This is a genomic window from Herbiconiux flava (assembly GCF_013409865.1).
In the GTDB taxonomy this organism is placed as follows: Bacteria; Actinomycetota; Actinomycetes; order Actinomycetales; family Microbacteriaceae; genus Herbiconiux; species Herbiconiux flava.
This window is the reverse complement of the sequence record NZ_JACCBM010000001.1, coordinates 238,612-253,917: the sequence shown is the minus strand read 5'-3', so window position 1 is coordinate 253,917 and position 15,306 is coordinate 238,612. Positions and strand designations below refer to the sequence as shown.

The 15,306-nt window shown below is 72.7% G+C and carries 16 protein-coding genes and 2 tRNA genes; 13 read left to right on the top strand and 5 right to left on the bottom strand.

The genetic code is table 11. From position 1 onward, the window contains the following. The first annotated feature begins 5 nt into the window (after positions 1-5). Together BJ984_RS01240 and BJ984_RS01235 are read left to right on the top strand one after the other, a co-directional pair. Positions 6-896: an inositol monophosphatase family protein gene (locus tag BJ984_RS01240; RefSeq protein ID WP_179546476.1), complete on the top strand. Its 891-nt coding sequence runs from the start codon at positions 6-8 to the stop codon at positions 894-896. 353 nt (positions 897-1,249) lie between these two features. Next, positions 1,250-2,806 carry a M23 family metallopeptidase gene (locus BJ984_RS01235; protein ID WP_179546475.1) on the top strand — a complete coding sequence of 519 codons (1,557 nt, stop codon included), beginning with the start codon at positions 1,250-1,252 and terminating at the stop codon, positions 2,804-2,806. Between the two features lie 90 nt (positions 2,807-2,896). Here the strand turns inward: BJ984_RS01235 and BJ984_RS01230 are convergent, their stop codons facing one another. Continuing rightward, positions 2,897-4,669 (bottom strand): glycoside hydrolase family 13 protein, encoded by a 1,773-nt coding sequence (locus BJ984_RS01230; RefSeq protein ID WP_179546474.1) that lies wholly within the window; start codon positions 4,667-4,669, stop codon positions 2,897-2,899. 163 nt (positions 4,670-4,832) lie between these two features. On the opposite strand from BJ984_RS01230, the gene BJ984_RS01225 reads away from it, so the two are divergent. Both BJ984_RS01225 and BJ984_RS01220 read left to right on the top strand, forming a co-directional pair. Continuing rightward, positions 4,833-4,904: transfer RNA gene (locus tag BJ984_RS01225), tRNA-Thr, on the top strand. 33 nt (positions 4,905-4,937) lie between these two features. Continuing rightward, a tRNA-Met gene (locus tag BJ984_RS01220) sits at positions 4,938-5,011 on the top strand. A gap of 49 nt (positions 5,012-5,060) precedes the next feature. Here the strand turns inward: BJ984_RS01220 and BJ984_RS01215 are convergent. Next, a complete protein-coding gene (locus tag BJ984_RS01215) occupies positions 5,061-5,546 on the bottom strand; it encodes an SRPBCC family protein (RefSeq protein ID WP_179546473.1) in 486 nt (161 codons plus the stop codon). Between the two features lie 121 nt (positions 5,547-5,667). Here BJ984_RS01215 and BJ984_RS01210 point away from each other — a divergent pair, with 121 nt between their 5' ends. Next, positions 5,668-6,198, top strand: coding sequence for a VanZ family protein (locus BJ984_RS01210; RefSeq protein ID WP_179546472.1), 531 nt, complete (start codon positions 5,668-5,670; stop codon positions 6,196-6,198). A gap of 11 nt (positions 6,199-6,209) precedes the next feature. Then, positions 6,210-7,031, top strand: a complete 822-nt coding sequence (locus tag BJ984_RS01205; protein WP_179546471.1) for a TrmH family RNA methyltransferase — start codon at positions 6,210-6,212, stop codon at positions 7,029-7,031. An 82-nt stretch (positions 7,032-7,113) separates the two neighbouring features. Here BJ984_RS01205 and BJ984_RS01200 read toward each other — a convergent pair whose 3' ends face one another. Continuing rightward, entirely contained in the window at positions 7,114-8,040 is a 927-nt protein-coding gene (locus tag BJ984_RS01200; RefSeq protein ID WP_179546470.1) for a Ppx/GppA phosphatase family protein, read from the bottom strand. A 144-nt stretch (positions 8,041-8,184) separates the two neighbouring features. Here BJ984_RS01200 and BJ984_RS01195 point away from each other — a divergent pair, with 144 nt between their 5' ends. From BJ984_RS01195 to BJ984_RS01170, 6 genes are all read left to right on the top strand, one after another. Further along, positions 8,185-8,631, top strand: coding sequence for an FAS1-like dehydratase domain-containing protein (locus tag BJ984_RS01195; protein ID WP_179546469.1), 447 nt, complete (start codon positions 8,185-8,187; stop codon positions 8,629-8,631). After that, a complete protein-coding gene (locus BJ984_RS01190) occupies positions 8,628-9,053 on the top strand; it encodes a MaoC family dehydratase (protein ID WP_179546468.1) in 426 nt (141 codons plus the stop codon). Before BJ984_RS01195 ends, BJ984_RS01190 begins: the two co-directional genes overlap by 4 nt. Next, positions 9,050-10,174 carry a UDP-N-acetylmuramate dehydrogenase gene (locus tag BJ984_RS01185; protein WP_179546467.1) on the top strand — a complete coding sequence of 375 codons (1,125 nt, stop codon included), beginning with the start codon at positions 9,050-9,052 and terminating at the stop codon, positions 10,172-10,174. The genes BJ984_RS01190 and BJ984_RS01185 overlap by 4 nt, the downstream gene beginning before the upstream one ends. A 55-nt stretch (positions 10,175-10,229) precedes the next feature. Beyond that, the gene (locus BJ984_RS01180) at positions 10,230-10,625 is read left to right on the top strand and encodes an SRPBCC family protein (RefSeq protein WP_179546466.1); all 396 of its coding nucleotides are present in this window, start codon (positions 10,230-10,232) and stop codon (positions 10,623-10,625) included. Between the two features lie 74 nt (positions 10,626-10,699). Continuing rightward, positions 10,700-11,665, top strand: coding sequence for an ATP-binding cassette domain-containing protein (locus tag BJ984_RS01175; RefSeq protein WP_179546465.1), 966 nt, complete (start codon positions 10,700-10,702; stop codon positions 11,663-11,665). Between the two features lie 73 nt (positions 11,666-11,738). After that, the gene (locus BJ984_RS01170; RefSeq protein ID WP_218869948.1) at positions 11,739-12,491 is read left to right on the top strand and encodes an ABC transporter permease; all 753 of its coding nucleotides are present in this window, start codon (positions 11,739-11,741) and stop codon (positions 12,489-12,491) included. Positions 12,492-12,550: 59 nt separating this feature from the next. Here the strand turns inward: BJ984_RS01170 and BJ984_RS01165 are convergent, their stop codons facing one another. Next, positions 12,551-13,414 (bottom strand): ABC transporter permease, encoded by an 864-nt coding sequence (locus tag BJ984_RS01165; RefSeq protein WP_179546464.1) that lies wholly within the window; start codon positions 13,412-13,414, stop codon positions 12,551-12,553. Beyond that, positions 13,411-14,379, bottom strand: a complete 969-nt coding sequence (locus tag BJ984_RS01160) for an ABC transporter ATP-binding protein (RefSeq protein ID WP_179546463.1) — start codon at positions 14,377-14,379, stop codon at positions 13,411-13,413. Before BJ984_RS01160 ends, BJ984_RS01165 begins: the two co-directional genes overlap by 4 nt. A 116-nt stretch (positions 14,380-14,495) precedes the next feature. Here BJ984_RS01160 and BJ984_RS01155 point away from each other — a divergent pair, with 116 nt between their 5' ends. Next, positions 14,496-15,281 carry an alpha/beta fold hydrolase gene (locus BJ984_RS01155; RefSeq protein WP_179546462.1) on the top strand — a complete coding sequence of 262 codons (786 nt, stop codon included), beginning with the start codon at positions 14,496-14,498 and terminating at the stop codon, positions 15,279-15,281. Positions 15,282-15,306 lie beyond the last annotated feature (25 nt).

Genomic DNA, 15,306 nt, shown 5'->3' with positions numbered 1-15,306 from the left:
CCGCGATGACCGCCACCTCTCCCGCCTCCTTCGCCGCCGATCCGGCCGAACTCGTCGCGATCGCCCGCGACATCGCCCTCGAGGCCGGTGAACTCGTGCGCCGCCGCCGCTCCGAAGGCGTCGAGGTCGCCGCCACCAAGTCGTCGATCGCCGACGTCGTGACCTTCGCCGACCGCGAGTCCGAAGACCTCATCCGCGCCCGGCTCGCCGCGGCCCGCCCCGATGACGGCTTCCTCGGCGAGGAGTCGGCCGGCACCCCCACCCCGGGCACCTCGGGCGTCGTCTGGGTCGTCGACCCCATCGACGGCACGGTCAACTACCTCTACGACATCCCCGCCTACGCCGTCAGCATCGCCGCCGTGCAGGTCACCGACGGCGTCGCCGACCCCGCCCGCTGGACCGCGCTCGCCGGCGTCGTCGTGAACCCCGTCCTCGGCGAGGTCTTCACGGCGACGAACGGCGGCGGCGCGTTCCTCAGCTCGCTCCAGGCTCCGGATGCCCAGCCCCGCCGCCTCGCCGTCAACACCGACGTCGACCTGGCCCGCGCCCTGGTCGGCACCGGTTTCTCCTACAGCGCCGAGACCCGCGTCAAGCAGGGCCGGTTCATCACGGGCCTGGTGGAGAAGGTGCGCGACATCCGCCGCGCCGGATCCGCGGCGCTCGACCTCTGCTCGGTCGCCGCCGGTCGCCTCGACGCCTACGCCGAGCGCGGGCTGAACCCCTGGGACCACGCCGCCGCCGCTCTCATCGCCCGCGAGGCCGGTGCCCGCGTCGGCGGCTTCGGCGCGGCCGCGGAGTCCGACGTCATGACGCTCGCGGGCTCCCCGGCGCTGCTCGCCGAGCTCGAGCCGCTGCTCTTCGCGCTGCACCGCGACGCGGGCCTCCCGCTCGACTGACGCGGGCCTTCCGCTCGACCGACGCGGTCGCGGCCAGGTGGGTGCCGAGTGGATCGGCCGGGGCTGCTCAATGGATTTTCACATGACCCCTCGTTACCCTTGACGGATCTTCTCGACCCGACGAGACCTTTTCCGCCCCACCCGGAGACACCCGAACTGTGCCACGAACGACCCCCCGCCCGGATGACGACGCGTCCGCCGGAGACGCCCGCACGCTCCCCGGCCCTGCAGCCGCCGCAGCCCCTGGTCGAACGTTCCCCTCCCGCCGGTCGCTCCGCGGTGCCCTGCCGGGCCCGGAGCCGGTCACGCCGACGCCGTCTCCCGAGACCCTCGCAGCCTCAGCGCCCCCCGACATGACCGTCCCGCCGCGAACCCGCCGTGAAGCGCGTCGTGCGACCTCCGAGGTGGTCACCGCCTCGGTCGGCGAGCCCGTGGCGATGGAGATCACGGTGGAGACGACCTCCCTGCCGGTCGTCACGCCCCCGGCGGCGGCCACGGTCCGCCGCGGGCGCCGGGCCTCGTCCGCGCCGGCCGACGAAGCGACGCGATCCCCACGAGCCGCGGGTTCCGGGCCCCGCCGGGCGCGGCGCGCCTCCGGCCCGGCGACGGGCGTCGGCGCTCCTGCGACCGAGGGCATCGCTGTCGTCAGCGCTCCCGCGACCGAGGGCATCGCTGTCGTCAGCGCCTCGACCACCCCTGCGAGCACCGGGCGCCGTGCCGGAGGGTCGTTCTCGGACAGCATCGAGCGCCCCGCGTCGGGCCGCCGGGCGCGGGTGACCGTGCCGACGACGGTGGAGATCCCGACGGCGCCCACCGAGGTGTCATCGCCGACCCCGGTCGCGCTCCCGGTGGTCGAGGTCGACGTCGAGACGCACGAGGGCGGGTCCGGGCCCGAGACCGCTGTCGTCCCGATCAGCGCGCCCGTGACGAAGGCGGTGTCCCGCCGCACCCTCCGCGCCTCGACGGTCGGTGGCACCGAGGTGGCCGGCGTGGGAGCCCACGGAGCCACCCGCTCGACCGGTTCGGCCGGTGGATCGCGCCGCGCTCGCACAGCGGAGCGGATCCCGGGTGACGGCACCCCGATCATCCGGCCACCCCAGGACGAGGCGGGCGACGACCCCCGCACCGCGGCCGGCGCCTCCGCCGACCGCCGTCGACGCCGGCGCAGCCCCCGTGGTGGAAGCGGCGGCGACATCGCAAAGGGCGCCTTCAGCGTCATCGCGATGCTCTTCGCCACGGGCATCGCCGTCGCCACGACGATGCCGGCCTCCGCCCTGCACGCCGCGAGCGGCGGTCCGGCGCAGCAGCTCTACGCCGACGTCGCCCCGGTCGAGCTCGACCCCGAGCTCGCCGCCCAGCAGCTGACGACGAGCCCCGACGTCGCCGGGCTGGGTGTCGCTCGCGACGGCTACGGCGTCCGCGACGTCGCCGCCCTCCGCGCCGCGGGCATGCGCATCGCCGACACCTTCACGAACAACCCGGGCCGCCCGGTTCAGTGGCCGTTCCCGGTGGGTGTGCCGATCAGCGACGGCTTCGGCCCCCGCGAGTCGCCCGGCGGCATCGGCAGCACCGACCACAAGGGCGTGGACTTCACGCCCGGCCAGGGCACGAGCATCCAGTCGGTGGCCGACGGCGTGGTGCGGACGGTCGTGCCGAGCGACGGCGGCGGCCTCGGCGTCCACGTCGTCATCGAGCACGTGGTCGACGGCCAGCCGGTCTCGAGCACCTACGGGCACATGCTCCCCGGATCCGCCGCCGTCACCGAGGGTCAGCTCGTCAAGGTCGGCCAGCCGGTCGGCCGCGTCGGCAACACGGGCACCTCGACGGGCGCCCACCTCCACCTCGAGATCCGCCTCGACGGCGTCAACCCGGTCGACCCCTTCGCCTGGCTCACCCAGCACAACGCCTGACCCCCGCCCCGACGGATGCTCGCTGCACCGGTCACGGCGGAGGGTGACGCCAGGGCGTCACACCCCGCTTCGGGACGTGACGCCCGGGGCTCACGCGAGCAGCCACACCGCCGCATCCGGCGCCAGCGCCGCCTCCCCCAGATCCTCGCTCGCGACGAGCACCTGCCCAGGCAGTTCGGCCGGCAGCTCGACGGGAGTGGTCCCCGCGTTCGCGATCACCACGACCCCGTTGTTCCGGAACGCGATCACGTCCTCCCCGTACCCCGGCAGCCACTCGAGCGTGCCGGTGCCGAGGGCGTACTGCGACCGCAGCGCGAGGAGCGCGGTGTAGAGCGACAGCGTCGACCCGGGCACGCCCTCCTGCGAGTCGCGGGCGTAGGCATCCCAGTCGCCGGGCTGCGGCAGCCAGCTCGCGGTCGAGCCCGCCGGCCCGAAGCCGTAGGTGGTGGCGCCGGCCTGCCACGGGATGGGCACCCGGCACCCGTCGCGCCCGTAGCGGGCGCCGTGGGTGCGGAACCAGGTCGGGTCCTGACGCGCATCGTCGGGCAGGTCGACGACCTCGGGAAGCCCGAGCTCCTCGCCCTGGTAGATGTAGGCGCTGCCGGGCAGCGCGAGCATCACCGCGGTGGCGGCCCGCGCGCGGCGGAGGCCCGCGGCCCGGTCGGGCAGCCCGGGGGAGTCGGGTCCGAGCCCGTCGCCCTGCGGGTTCTCGGCCGTCAGCGCGAGCCGCGTGGCGTGCCGCACGACGTCGTGGTTCGACAGCACCCAGGTCGACGGCGCCCCGACGGTGGCGAACGCCGAGATCGAGGTGTCGATGACGCCGCGCAGCTGCGCGGCCGACCAGCCCGCCTCGAGGTAGGTGAAGTTGAAGGCCTGCTGCATCTCGTCGGGCCGCACCCAGCGGGCGAGCTTCGTCAGCGGCTCCACCCAGGCCTCGGCGCAGAGCACGCGATCGCCCTCGTACTCCTCGAGCACCGCGTGCCAGCTGCGGTAGATCTCGTGCACGCCGTCCTGCGCCCAGTAGGGCGGGGTCGGCGGGTCGAGCGTGGCGTCGGCGAGGATCTCGGGCTCGAGCCCCACGACCCCGCCGCCCATGCTGCCGCCGCCCTCGGGCGGGGTGTAGTCGGGGAGCCCCGCCTCCTTGATCAGGCCGTGCGCCACGTCGACGCGGAATCCGTCGACCCCTCGGTCGAGCCAGAACCGCAGGATGTCGAGGAACTGCTGCCGCACCCACGGGTTCTCCCAGTCGAGGTCGGGCTGGCTGCGGTCGAACAGGTGCAGGTACCACTGGCCGGGCGTGCCGTCGGGGTTCGTGACGCGCTCCCAGGCGGGGCCGCCGAACACCGACTCCCAGTTGTTGGGCGCCTCGTCGCCGTTCGGGCCCTTGCCGTCGCGGAACATGTACCGCGCCCGCTCGGGGCTCCCCTCCGGGGCCGCGAGGGCCTCCTTGAACCACACGTGGTCCCACGAGGTGTGGTTGGGCACCAGGTCGACGATGACACGGATGCCCAGGGCATGCGCTCGCCCGAGCATCCGGTCGAAGTCGTCGAGGGTGCCGAAGAGCGGGTCGACGTCGCAGTAGTCGGCCACGTCGTAGCCCGCGTCGTGCTGCGGCGAGGTCATGAACGGCGAGAGCCAGACGGCGTCGACGCCGAGCGCCGCCAGCGAGTCGAGGCGTGCGGTGATGCCCGGCAGGTCGCCCACGCCGTCGCCGTCGGAGTCGGCGAACGAGCGCGGGTAGATCTGGTAGATCACGGCGGAGCGCCACCATTCGCTCCCCGTCGCGACGAGGGCGGTCGTGGTCTCGGTCTCCGGCTCGTCGGCAGCGGTGGCGCCGGGCTCGGGCGAGGTCTCGATAGTCATGGGGAGAACCCTAACCGCATCTGGAATCGTTTGCACACGACGGGTTCCGGATGCTCGTCCCGCCCCCGAACGCCCCCGTGACGCCGCGCGACGAAACCTGCCCCGCGGGGATGCTATTCTCTACTGGTGCCAAAAGCGCCCGGGGTTCCGGGCTGCATTGCGCGCCCCCTTAGCTCATTGGTAGAGCACTTCCTTGGTAAGGAAGAGGTAGTGGGTCCGATTCCCACAGGGGGCTCCGCTTCCCGGAGGCTGGTCCTCCGGAAGCCGCGGCGGGGTAGCTCAGTTGGTTAGAGCACACGGCTCATAATCGTGGGGTCGCGGGTTCAAGTCCCGCTCCCGCTACGAAAACCCCCAAGATCTCGCCATCTTGGGGGTTTTTCCGTTCCCGGGCTCAGTGCTGGGCGTACACGTGGGAGAGCACGACGGGGTCGGTGCAGCCGCGGGCGAAGCCGCGGAGGCGGCGGTCGATGTCGCGCTGGAGGAGCGCCGCGCCGATGCGCTCCGCGAGGGGCGCGAGCCAGCGGGGCCGGCAGGTGAAGTTGTAGCGCCAGATGGCGAGGGTGCTGCCCGGGTCGCCGTCCACGGGCGAGAAGCGCCAGCCGCCCGCGAGGCGCTCGAAGAACCACGAGCCCTTCGTCATGCGCATCCCCACGTTCGAGGGCGGGTTGTACGAGACGTACTCGCTGATCATCCGGAGCCCGAAGCGCTGCACGGTGAAGGTGCGCACCCCCTTGGCCGGCACGGTGGCGCCGTCGAGGAGCTGCTGGCGGCGGATGAAGGTGTCCCAGCGCATCCGCGTCTCACCCGTCGTCTGCGACACCGCGAACGCGACCTCGGGGCTGACGGGCACGACGCAGCGCGATTCGATGACGGGCATGTGCCCACCCTGGCACGCCCGGCCCCGGCCCCGGCAGAGGCGCCCGGTGCGGGGGCACCCGCCCGGCGTTCGGTCAGGGGCCGTTCAGGATGCTCGACGGCGCCTCTGCGAAGGTGGACGCATGTTCGGCCTCGCCCTCAACCTGCTCTTCGCCGCGGTGCTCGCGACGCTGACGCTGGTGGCGCTGGTGCGGACCTTCGTCCCGGCGCGGGTGCGCCCGCTGCCCGTGGTGCTGCTGACGCTGATCTGGGCGGCGGCGGTCGCATTCATGACCCTCCGGCCCGGAACGGGCCTCGGCGTGCGACTCAACCTCCTGCCGCTGCAGTTCGACGGGCCGGGCAGCACGGTGGACGCGGTGCTGAACACCTTCGTCTTCCTGCCGCTCGGGCTCCTGATGGTGCTCGCGGGGGCGCGGTTCCGCACCGTGCTGCTCGTGGCGCTGGCGAGCACGCTGACCATCGAGGTGACGCAGTACGTCACCGATCTCGGTCGAACGGCCGACGTCAACGACGTGATCACGAACACTCTGGGCGCACTCCTCGGCGCAGCCGTCCTGCTCGGCCTCCGACGTCTGGCGCGGGCGCTGAACGCGCCGCCCCGGCCGGCCGCGACGGGGCTGACGCCCGCCGCGACCGGCCCCGTGCGCCTCTAGACTCTCCTTCCATGCCCGTCGTCCCCATAGCCGACCTGGCCGACCCCCGCCTGGCCGACTACGCCCACGCCACCGACGTCGCCCTGAAGAACTCCCGCCGCGACGAGCGCGGTCGCGAGCACGGCCTGTACCTCGCCGAGTCGCTGCTGGTGCTCGAGCGGGCGCTCGCCGCCGGGCACGTGCCGCGCTCGGTGCTCGCGCTCGGCACCGGCGCCGACGAGGCGGTCGCCGCGCTGGGCGCCGCCGGGCATCCGGACACCCCCGTCTTCGTCGGCCCCGGCGAGCTGCTCGCCGAGCTCACGGGCTACCTGCTGCACCGCGGCCTGGTCGCCTCGATGGCGCGGCCGGCGCTGCCCGAACCGGCGACCCTGCTGGCGGATGCGCGCCGCGTCGTCGTGATCGAGAACGTCGTCGACCCGACGAACGTGGGCGCGATCTTCCGCTCGGCGGGGGCGATCGGGGCCGATGCGGTGCTGGTGTCGCCCCGCTGCTCGGACCCGTTCTACCGGCGCGCGATCCGCGTCAGCATGGGCACGGTGCTGCAGGTGCCGTGGACGCGCGCGGGCGAGTGGGACGTGCTCGCGCCGCAGCTGCACGAGCTCGGGTTCCACGTCGCGGCGCTCGCGCTGACGCCCGACGCGGTGAGCCTCCGCGACTTCGAGCGTGCGGTGCCGGATCGCGTCGCGCTGGTGCTCGGCGCGGAGGGCGCCGGGCTGACGCCCGAGGCGATCGCGGCGGCGGACACGGTGGTGCGCATCCCGATGCTGCACGGCATCGACTCGCTCAACGTCGCGGCGGCCAGCGCGGTCGCCCTCTGGGCGGTCGCCCGCTGACCTCGGCCCCCTCGATCGACTTGGCCCTTCCCGTTCCAAGACGGCCCGGGAAGAACGGGACGGGCCAACTCGATCGTGGAGGTCAGCCCAGGCCGTCGAGGTAGCGCAGGAGGATGCCCTCGCGGAGCGCCCAGGGCGAGACCTCGAGCTCCTCGACGTCGTAGAGCTTCATCACCGAGTGCAGCACGATGGCCCCCGCCACGATCTGGAAGGTGCGGTCGGGCGTGATCCCGGGCAGCGCCTGCCGGGCCTCCGCGGGCAGCTGGCCGAGGCGCGGGATCCAGTCCTTCAGCTCCGAGCGCCGCAGGGTGACGATGTCACCCGTCGCACCCGGCCTGCTCGAACCCGCGAGGCGCGCGAGCGAGCGGATCGTCTTCGACGAGCCGACGACGTGGTCGTAGGCGGGCTGGTCGGCGAAGAGCGGCAGCGCATCCGCTCGCATGACCTGACGCGAGTGCGCCCGCAGCTCGAGCATCTGAGAAGGCGTCGGCGGGTCGCTCGGGAAGAACTGCACGGTCGTGCGCCCGGCCCCGAGCGGCAGCGACACCGCGACCTCGGGGTACTCGTCGCTGCCGGCCGCGATCTCGAGCGAGCCGCCGCCGATGTCGAAGAGCAGGATGTTGCCCGAGGACCAGCCGTACCAGCGCCGGATCGCGAGGAACGTCAGCCGCCCCTCGTCCTCCCCGCTCAGCACGCGCAGCGCGACCCCGGTCGAGGCCTCGATGCGCGCCAGCACCTCCTCGCCGTTCCGCGCCTCGCGAAGGGCCGACGTGGCCATCGGCAGCAGCTCCTCGATGCCCTCGCGGCGGGCGACCTCCATGGCCGAGGCGATGGCGGCGACGATCGCCTCGACACCCTCGGCGCTGATCGCCCCGTCGGGCTCGAGGTAGCGCATGAGGCGCAGCACCGACTTGTGCGAGGCCTGCGGCACGGGGCGGGCACCAGGATGCGCGTCCACGACGATCAGGTGGACGGTGTTCGATCCCACATCCAGCACTCCGAGTCGCACACCCCGACCCTAGCGGAGCGGGCGACGTGGCCCGGCCAGCAGGTCGCGCGGCCCGGCCTGGGCTCGGAGCGACGGGGGCCGCCCGTCCGGCGCCTGGCCCGAGCATCCGGATGCCCGCCCCCGCCCCGCCCGTAGACTGGACCCGTGCCAGTGAACCCAGCCCTGACCGAGCGCGCGTTCCCGCCGACCGCGTCGTACCTGGTGGGCCGTGAGAAGGTGCGCGAGTTCGCCCGCGCCGTCTTCTCGACGAACCCCCTCAACTTCAGCGTCGAGGCCGCGCAGGCCGCCGGCTACGCCGACGTCGTCGCGCCGCCCACCTTCGCGATCGTGGTGCAGGAGCTGACCCTCGCCCAGCTGCTCGCCGAGGAGGACGCCGGCATCGAGCTCACCCACGTGGTGCACGGCGAGCAGCGCTTCGACTACGTGCGGCCGATCGTCGCGGGCGACGAGCTGAGCGCGCAGCTCGCGGTGACCGGCGTCAAGACCCTGGGCGGCAACGCCATGGTGGTGGCCGAGACGAGCATCCGGGATGCGGCGGGGGAGCACGTGGTCACCGCGGTCTCCACCCTCGTGGTGAGGGGAGACGCATGAGCACCGAGATCGTGCACCGCTACGAGAAGGGCGACGAGGTCGCCCGCGCCACCTACCCCATCACCCGTGAGTCGCTCGTGCGGTACGCCGGGGCCTCGGGCGACTTCAACGCCATCCACTACCGCGACGACGTGGCCGAGAGCGTCGGGCTGCCCGGCGTGCTCGCGCACGGCATGCTCACCATGGGCCTCGCGGTGCAGCCGGTCGTCGACTGGGTCGGCGACCCGGCCCGCATCGGCGCCTACCAGGTGCGGTTCACCCGCCCCGTGGTCGTCGACCCGGCCTCGGGCGCGACGATCGAGGTCGTCGCGAAGATCGGCACCCTCGACGAGGACGCCGGCACCGCCCGCATCGACCTGACCGTGACGGTCGACGGGCAGACGGTGCTCGGCAAGGCGCAGGTGAGCGTCACGCTGCCATGACCCTGGCGCGTTTCACCACCCTGCAGCTCGGCGGCCCCGCTGCGACCCTCGAGACCGCGACCACCGAGCCCGAGCTCCTGGCGCTCGCCGAGGGGCTCGACCCCGACGAGGAGTGGCTGGTGCTCGGGGGCGGCTCCAACGTCCTGGTCTCGGACGAGGGGTTCGACGGCACGGTCGTGCGGGTCGCCACCCGCGGGATCGTGCAGCTTCCGGCGCCTGCGGGGTCGGTGCGGCTGCGGGTGCAGGCCGGGCATCCGTGGGACGAGCTCGTCGCGCACACCGTCGCCGAGGGATTCAGCGGCATCGAGGCGCTCTCGGGCATCCCCGGGTCGACCGGGGCGGCGCCCATCCAGAACATCGGCGCCTACGGCCAGGAGGTCGGTGCGTCGATCGAGTCGCTCGACTTCTACGACGTCGAGGCGGGGCGGGTGAAGCGGATGCCCGTGGCCGAGCTCGGGCTCGGGTACCGCACCTCGGTGTTCAAGCGGGGGCTGCGGGGGGTGGTGCTGTCGGTGACGTTCGTGCTGGGTGCTGCTGACGGGCTCAGCGCGCCCGTGGCCTACGGACAGCTGGCGACGGCGCTCGGGGTGGCGGTGGGCGAGCGGATGCCGCTGCAGCAGGTGCGCGACACCGTGCTCCGGTTGCGGGCCTCGAAGGGCATGGTCCTCGACCCGGCCGACCCCGACTCGGTCAGCGCGGGGTCGTTCTTCACCAACCCGATCGTCACCGAGCGGGCCGCGCGGGCGCTGCCGTCGTCGGCACCGCGCTGGCAGGTCGAGCCGGATGCGCCCGACCTCGTGATCCCGCTCGACCCCGCTGCGCTCGCGCAGGAGGGCGCCGACGCGGGCACCGGCGTGTACTCGCGGGGTCCGGCCCCGGCGGAGTACCACGTGAAGCTCAGCGCGGCGTGGCTGATCGAGCAGGCGGGCATCCGCCGCGGGTTCTCGCTGCCCGGATCGAGCGCCGCGATCTCGTCGAAGCACACGCTCGCGATCGTGAACCGGGCGGGGGCGTCGGGGCGGGCATCCGACGTGGCCGAGCTGGCTCGGTTCGTGCAGGGGCGGGTGCTCGCGGAGTTCGGGGTGCAGCTGCACCCGGAGCCGGTGTACGTGGGGTTCTGAGGCACTCGTTCTCGCTCGTGTTCCCGTTGTCGGGGGTCGGCTCTAGGGTCTGAGCATGACCTGGCCTGCCACGCACCTCTCCGTCTCGATCGACCGTTCGCCTGCCGATGTGGCGGCGTTCGCCGGCGATCCCGCCAACCTGCCGCTCTGGGCGGCGGGGCTCGGCTCGGGGCTGCGGTCGGAGGGGGAGCGCTGGTTCGCCGACCTCGACGGCGGCACCATCGAGATCCGGTTCACCGGCCCGGTCGAGGCGGGGGTGCTCGACCACGACGTCGTGCCCGAGACGGGTGAGACGGTGCACAACCCGCTGCGGGTGCTGGCGAACGACCGGGGGAGCGAGGTCGTCTTCACGCTGTTCCGCCGGCCCGGGGTGAGCGACGCCGACCTGGCGGCCGATTCGGATGCGATCGCGGCAGACCTCGTGACGCTGAAACGTCTGCTCGAGGGGTGATCCGTCGTGGGTCTTGTGCTCGCCGCTGAACTCGGGCAATGTGTACGCCGTTCACATAGATGCAGGGAGAGCCGATGATCCACGCGCGAGGACTCGCGCGCACCTTCGCGGGGCGCGGAAAAGGGGCCGAGAAGGTCGAGGTGAAGGCCGTCGCGGGCGTCGACATCGACGTCGACGAGGGCGAGATCGTCGGCTTCCTGGGGCCGAACGGTGCCGGCAAGACCACGACGCTGCGCATGCTCACGACGCTGCTCACCCCCACGGCCGGCACGGCCACGGTCGCCGGCTACGACGTCGTGACCGAGTCGCAGAAGGTGCGGCGGAGCATCGGCTACGTCTCGCAGAGCGGCTCGACCTCTCCCGAGGCCCGGGCCGGCGAGGAGATCGTCGACCACGGCATGCTCTACGGCATCAGCAAGGCGCAGGCGACCGCGCGCGGCAAGGAGCTGTTCGAGCAGCTCGACCTCGAGGGGCTGTGGACCCGTGAGCCCAAGGCCATGTCGGGCGGCCAGCGGCGGCGTCTCGACATCGCGATGGGGCTGGTGCACGATCCGACGCTGGTGTTCCTCGACGAGCCGACCACGGGCCTCGACCCGCAGGCCCGCGCCAACCTCTGGACGCACATCAGCGATCTGCGCACCCGCCGCGGCGCCACGATCTTCCTCACCACCCACTACCTCGACGAGGCCGACGCGCTCTGCGACCGCATCCTCGTGATCGACCACGGCACCATCGTGGCGAGCGACACCCCCGACGCGCTGAAGCGGCAGGTCTCGGGCGACCTCGTCGAGCTGGTGCTCACCGACGCGGGCCGTTCGGCCGAGGCGGCGTCCCTGCTCTCGCGGGTGGCCGACGCCGACCTCACGGTCTCCGGCGCCACGGTCAGCGCGCGCGTGCGTGGCGCCGGCCACGAGGTGGCCGGGCTAATCCGCTCGCTCGACGCCGCGGGCATCGCCCTGGAGTCGCTCGAGGTGCGGCGGCCGACCCTCGACGACGTGTTCCTCACGCTGACGGGCCGCTCACTGCGGGAGGACGCGTGATGCGCGCCCTGACCTCGCCCGCCGACATCCTTCCCACCCATCCCACCCTTTTCACCCGTCGAGAGGCGTTCTGATGTTCTGGCGCGAGACGTTCATCGTGTTCCGGCGGCAGCTGCGGCTGGCGCTGCGCAACCCCGCGTGGGTGATCATCGGGCTGATCCAGCCGATCCTCTACCTGGTGCTCTTCGGCCCGCTGCTCGAGCCGATCGCCGGCCAGCTCGGCACCGAGAACGCCTACACGCTGTTCGTGCCCGGCCTGCTCGTGCAGCTCGGCCTCTTCGGCGCCCTGTTCGCCGGCTTCGGCCTGATCGCCGAGTGGCGGGCCGGGGTGATCGAGGCCGAGCGGGTGACGCCGGCGAGCCGCACCGCCCTGCTGCTCGGGCGCATCCTGCGCGACGTGCTGCAGCTCGTGGTGCAGGGGGCGGTGCTGATCGGCCTGGCCTTCTTCTTCGGTCTCACGGGGTCGATCCCGGGCATGTTCCTCGGCCTGCTGCTCACGGTGCTGCTCGGCGCCGCGTGCGCCGCCGCGTCGAATGCGCTGGCGCTCACCACGAAGAGCGAGGACGTGATGGCGCCGCTGATCAACAGCGTCGCGCTGCCGGTGCTGCTGCTGTCGGGCATCCTGCTGCCGATGACGATCGGGCCGCAGTGGCTGCAGGTCGTCAGCGACTTCATCCCGACGAAGTACATCGTGAACGCGATCCGCGAGCTGTTCGTCGGCGAGTTCTTCACCATCACGGTGTTCTGGGGCGTGCTGTGGACGCTCGTGCTCTTCGCGGCCGGCCTCTGGGTGGGAACGCGCACCTTCCGCAAGGAGAACGCCTAGCTCGCGCGCTCCGTCTCAGCTCTGGTAACTCAGCCCAACTCTGGTCGGCTCAGCTCGGGTCAGCTGTCCTTCCGGATCCAGCGGAAGGTGAGCCGGCAGACCACGAGCCCCACGACGAGCCAGATGCCGAGCACGATCGCCACCCCGGCGAGGTCCCAGGTGCCGCCCGCCTCCGCCGAGGCGAACGACTCCGGCAGCAGGGCCGCGCGCATCCCCTGGGCGATCCACTTCAGCGGGAAGACGCTCGCGACGTTCTGCAGCCACTCGGGCAGCAGGCTGAACGACAGGTAGACGCCCGAGATGAACTGCAGGATCAGCAGCGGCGGGATGATCACCGCCGCAGCGCTCTTCCCGCTCCGCGGCAGCCGCGAGATCGCGATGCCGAGCACGGCCGCGGTGACGATCCCGAGCAGGTAGACCCACAGGAACGTCAGCCACTTCTCGGGCTCGCTCGGCAGCTCGACGCCGAAGGCGAGCTTGGCGAGCAGCATCAGGATGATCACCTGCGCCGCCGACGTCACCAGCACCTGTCCCATCTTTCCGATGAAGTACGACATGACGGGCAGGGGTGTCCCGGCAAGGCGCTTCAGCGTGCCGTCGCCTCGCTCCATGGCGATGTCGACCCCGAGGTTCTGCATGCCGCTGAGCAGGATGCCCGCTGCGATCATCCCGGGCAGGTAGTACGACGCCTGGCTGATCCCGCCGCTCCCGTCGGGGTTCGTGCCGACGTTGCCCATGCCCTGGAACGCCACGGAGAAGATCCCGAGCAGCACGACCGGGAAGAGGAACGTGAAGAACACCGTGTCCCCGGCGCGGAAGTACACCCGCGTCTCGTACCCGATCCGCGCGGCCCCGAGCCGCAGCGTGCGCGCCAGCCCGAAGCGCGCCGGCCGGGTGGTGGTGGTGGTGGTGGCGGCGTTCATGACCGCGCTCCCTTCGAGCTGGACGCCCTCTCGGCGGTGGGCTCCGCCGTGGCGGGGGCGGGGGCGGGGGCGGTCGTGTCGATGGAGACCGGGGTCGTAGCGGTAGCGGTAGCGGTGGCGGCCTCGGCGGCCTCGACCAGGCCGAGGTAGATGTCCTCGAGGGACGGGCGGATGACCTCGAGCTCGGCCACCTCGCCCTCCCGCGCCACGAGGTCGGCCACGAAGCGGCCGGGCTCGGTGGTGCGCTCCCGGCGCACGCCGCCGGAGTCGCGCCAGGTGACGATGGGCACGCGCGCATCCGCTGTGCCGAGTTCGCCGACGGGGCCGATGTCGATCAGCCGGCCGCCCGCGATGACCGCTGCGCGGTCGCTGAGCTGCGCGGCCTCGTCGAGGTAGTGGGTGGTGAGCACGATCGTCGTGCCCTCGCGCGACAGCGAGCGGATCAGCTCCCAGAACTGCCGCCGCGCCTCGGGGTCGAACCCGGTCGTCGGCTCGTCGAGGAAGAGCAGCTCGGGCCGCCCGATCACCCCGAGCGCCACGTCGACCCGTCGTCGCTGCCCGCCTGAGAGGGCCTTGATGCGCGTCTTCGCCTTGGCCTCGAGGCCGACCGCGGCGAGCACCTCGTCGACCGCCCGGGGGTTCGGGTAGAGCGCCGCGAAGTGGGTCAGCTGCTCGCGCACGGTGACGTTGCCGCTCTCGCCGGTCTGCTGCAGCACGATGCCGATGCGGGCCTTCCACTCGAGGCTCGCGTGCCGCGGGTCGGTGCCGAGCACCTCGACCTCGCCGCCGCTGCGCTCCCGGTAGCCCTCGAGGATCTCGACCGTCGTGCTCTTGCCCGCCCCGTTCGGGCCGAGCAGCGCGAACGTCTCGCCCCGCTCGATCTCGAAGCTGATGCCGTCGACGGCGGTGAAGTGTCCGTAGCTCTTGCGCAGCTCGGCGACGCGCACCGCGGGGGAGGAGGTCATGAGTCCATCGTGGGGCGGGCGCGCGACGGACGCCAGCGCCCGCGCCCGTCGTTCAGGAACTCTTCCGCCGACCCCGGTGCTGATGTATTCTCGACTATGGACTTCGGGGAGCCGGGATGAGCATGCTCGAGCGGGTGCGGCGCACGCACGAGGTGCCGCTGCTGAACGTGGCGGTCGACGTCGGAGAGGGCCCGGTCGTCGTGCTGCTGCACGGCATCGCCTCGTCCTCGGCGAGCTGGCGCCAGCTCGTGCCGCTGCTCTCGCCGCTCTATCGCGTGATCGCGATCGACGTGCTCGGCTTCGGCGGCTCGCACGCCCCGGCGGGCAGCGCGTTCACGCTCGACGAGCACGTCGAGGCGCTGCACCGCACCCTCCGCTCGCTGCGCCTGCGCCGCCGCTACACGCTGATCGGGCACAGCCTCGGAGCGCTGATCAGCAGCCGCTACGCCGCGGTGCACCGCCGCGAGGTCTCGCACCTCGTGCTCGTCGCGCCGCCCGTCTACGGCCACCGCCGCTACATCGACGCCCTCGGTCACCGGATGCGCGTCGGCGGCTACCTCTGGTTCTACCGGTTCGTGCGCGACAACCGCCTCACGATCGTGGGCAACGCCGGCCGCCTCTCGCGCTGGATGCCCGGGGTCGCCACCGCCGTCGACGACCGCGCGTGGGAGGCCTTCTCGAAGACCATGCAGAACTGCATCGAGTCGCAGACCACCACGACCGACATCGCGCAGGTGCCGGTGCCGATCGACATCGTCTGGGGCAGCCGTGACCAGGTCATCGTGCCGGCGGCCCTCGAGGCGCTCGGCACCATGCACCACGTCACCCTGCACGAGGTCCCCCGCAGCGACCACTTCCTCCGCCCACCCCTGGCTCGCGAAGTGGCCCGCCTCCTCCGCTGACCCGTCGACGCGCTCGCTTCGTGGT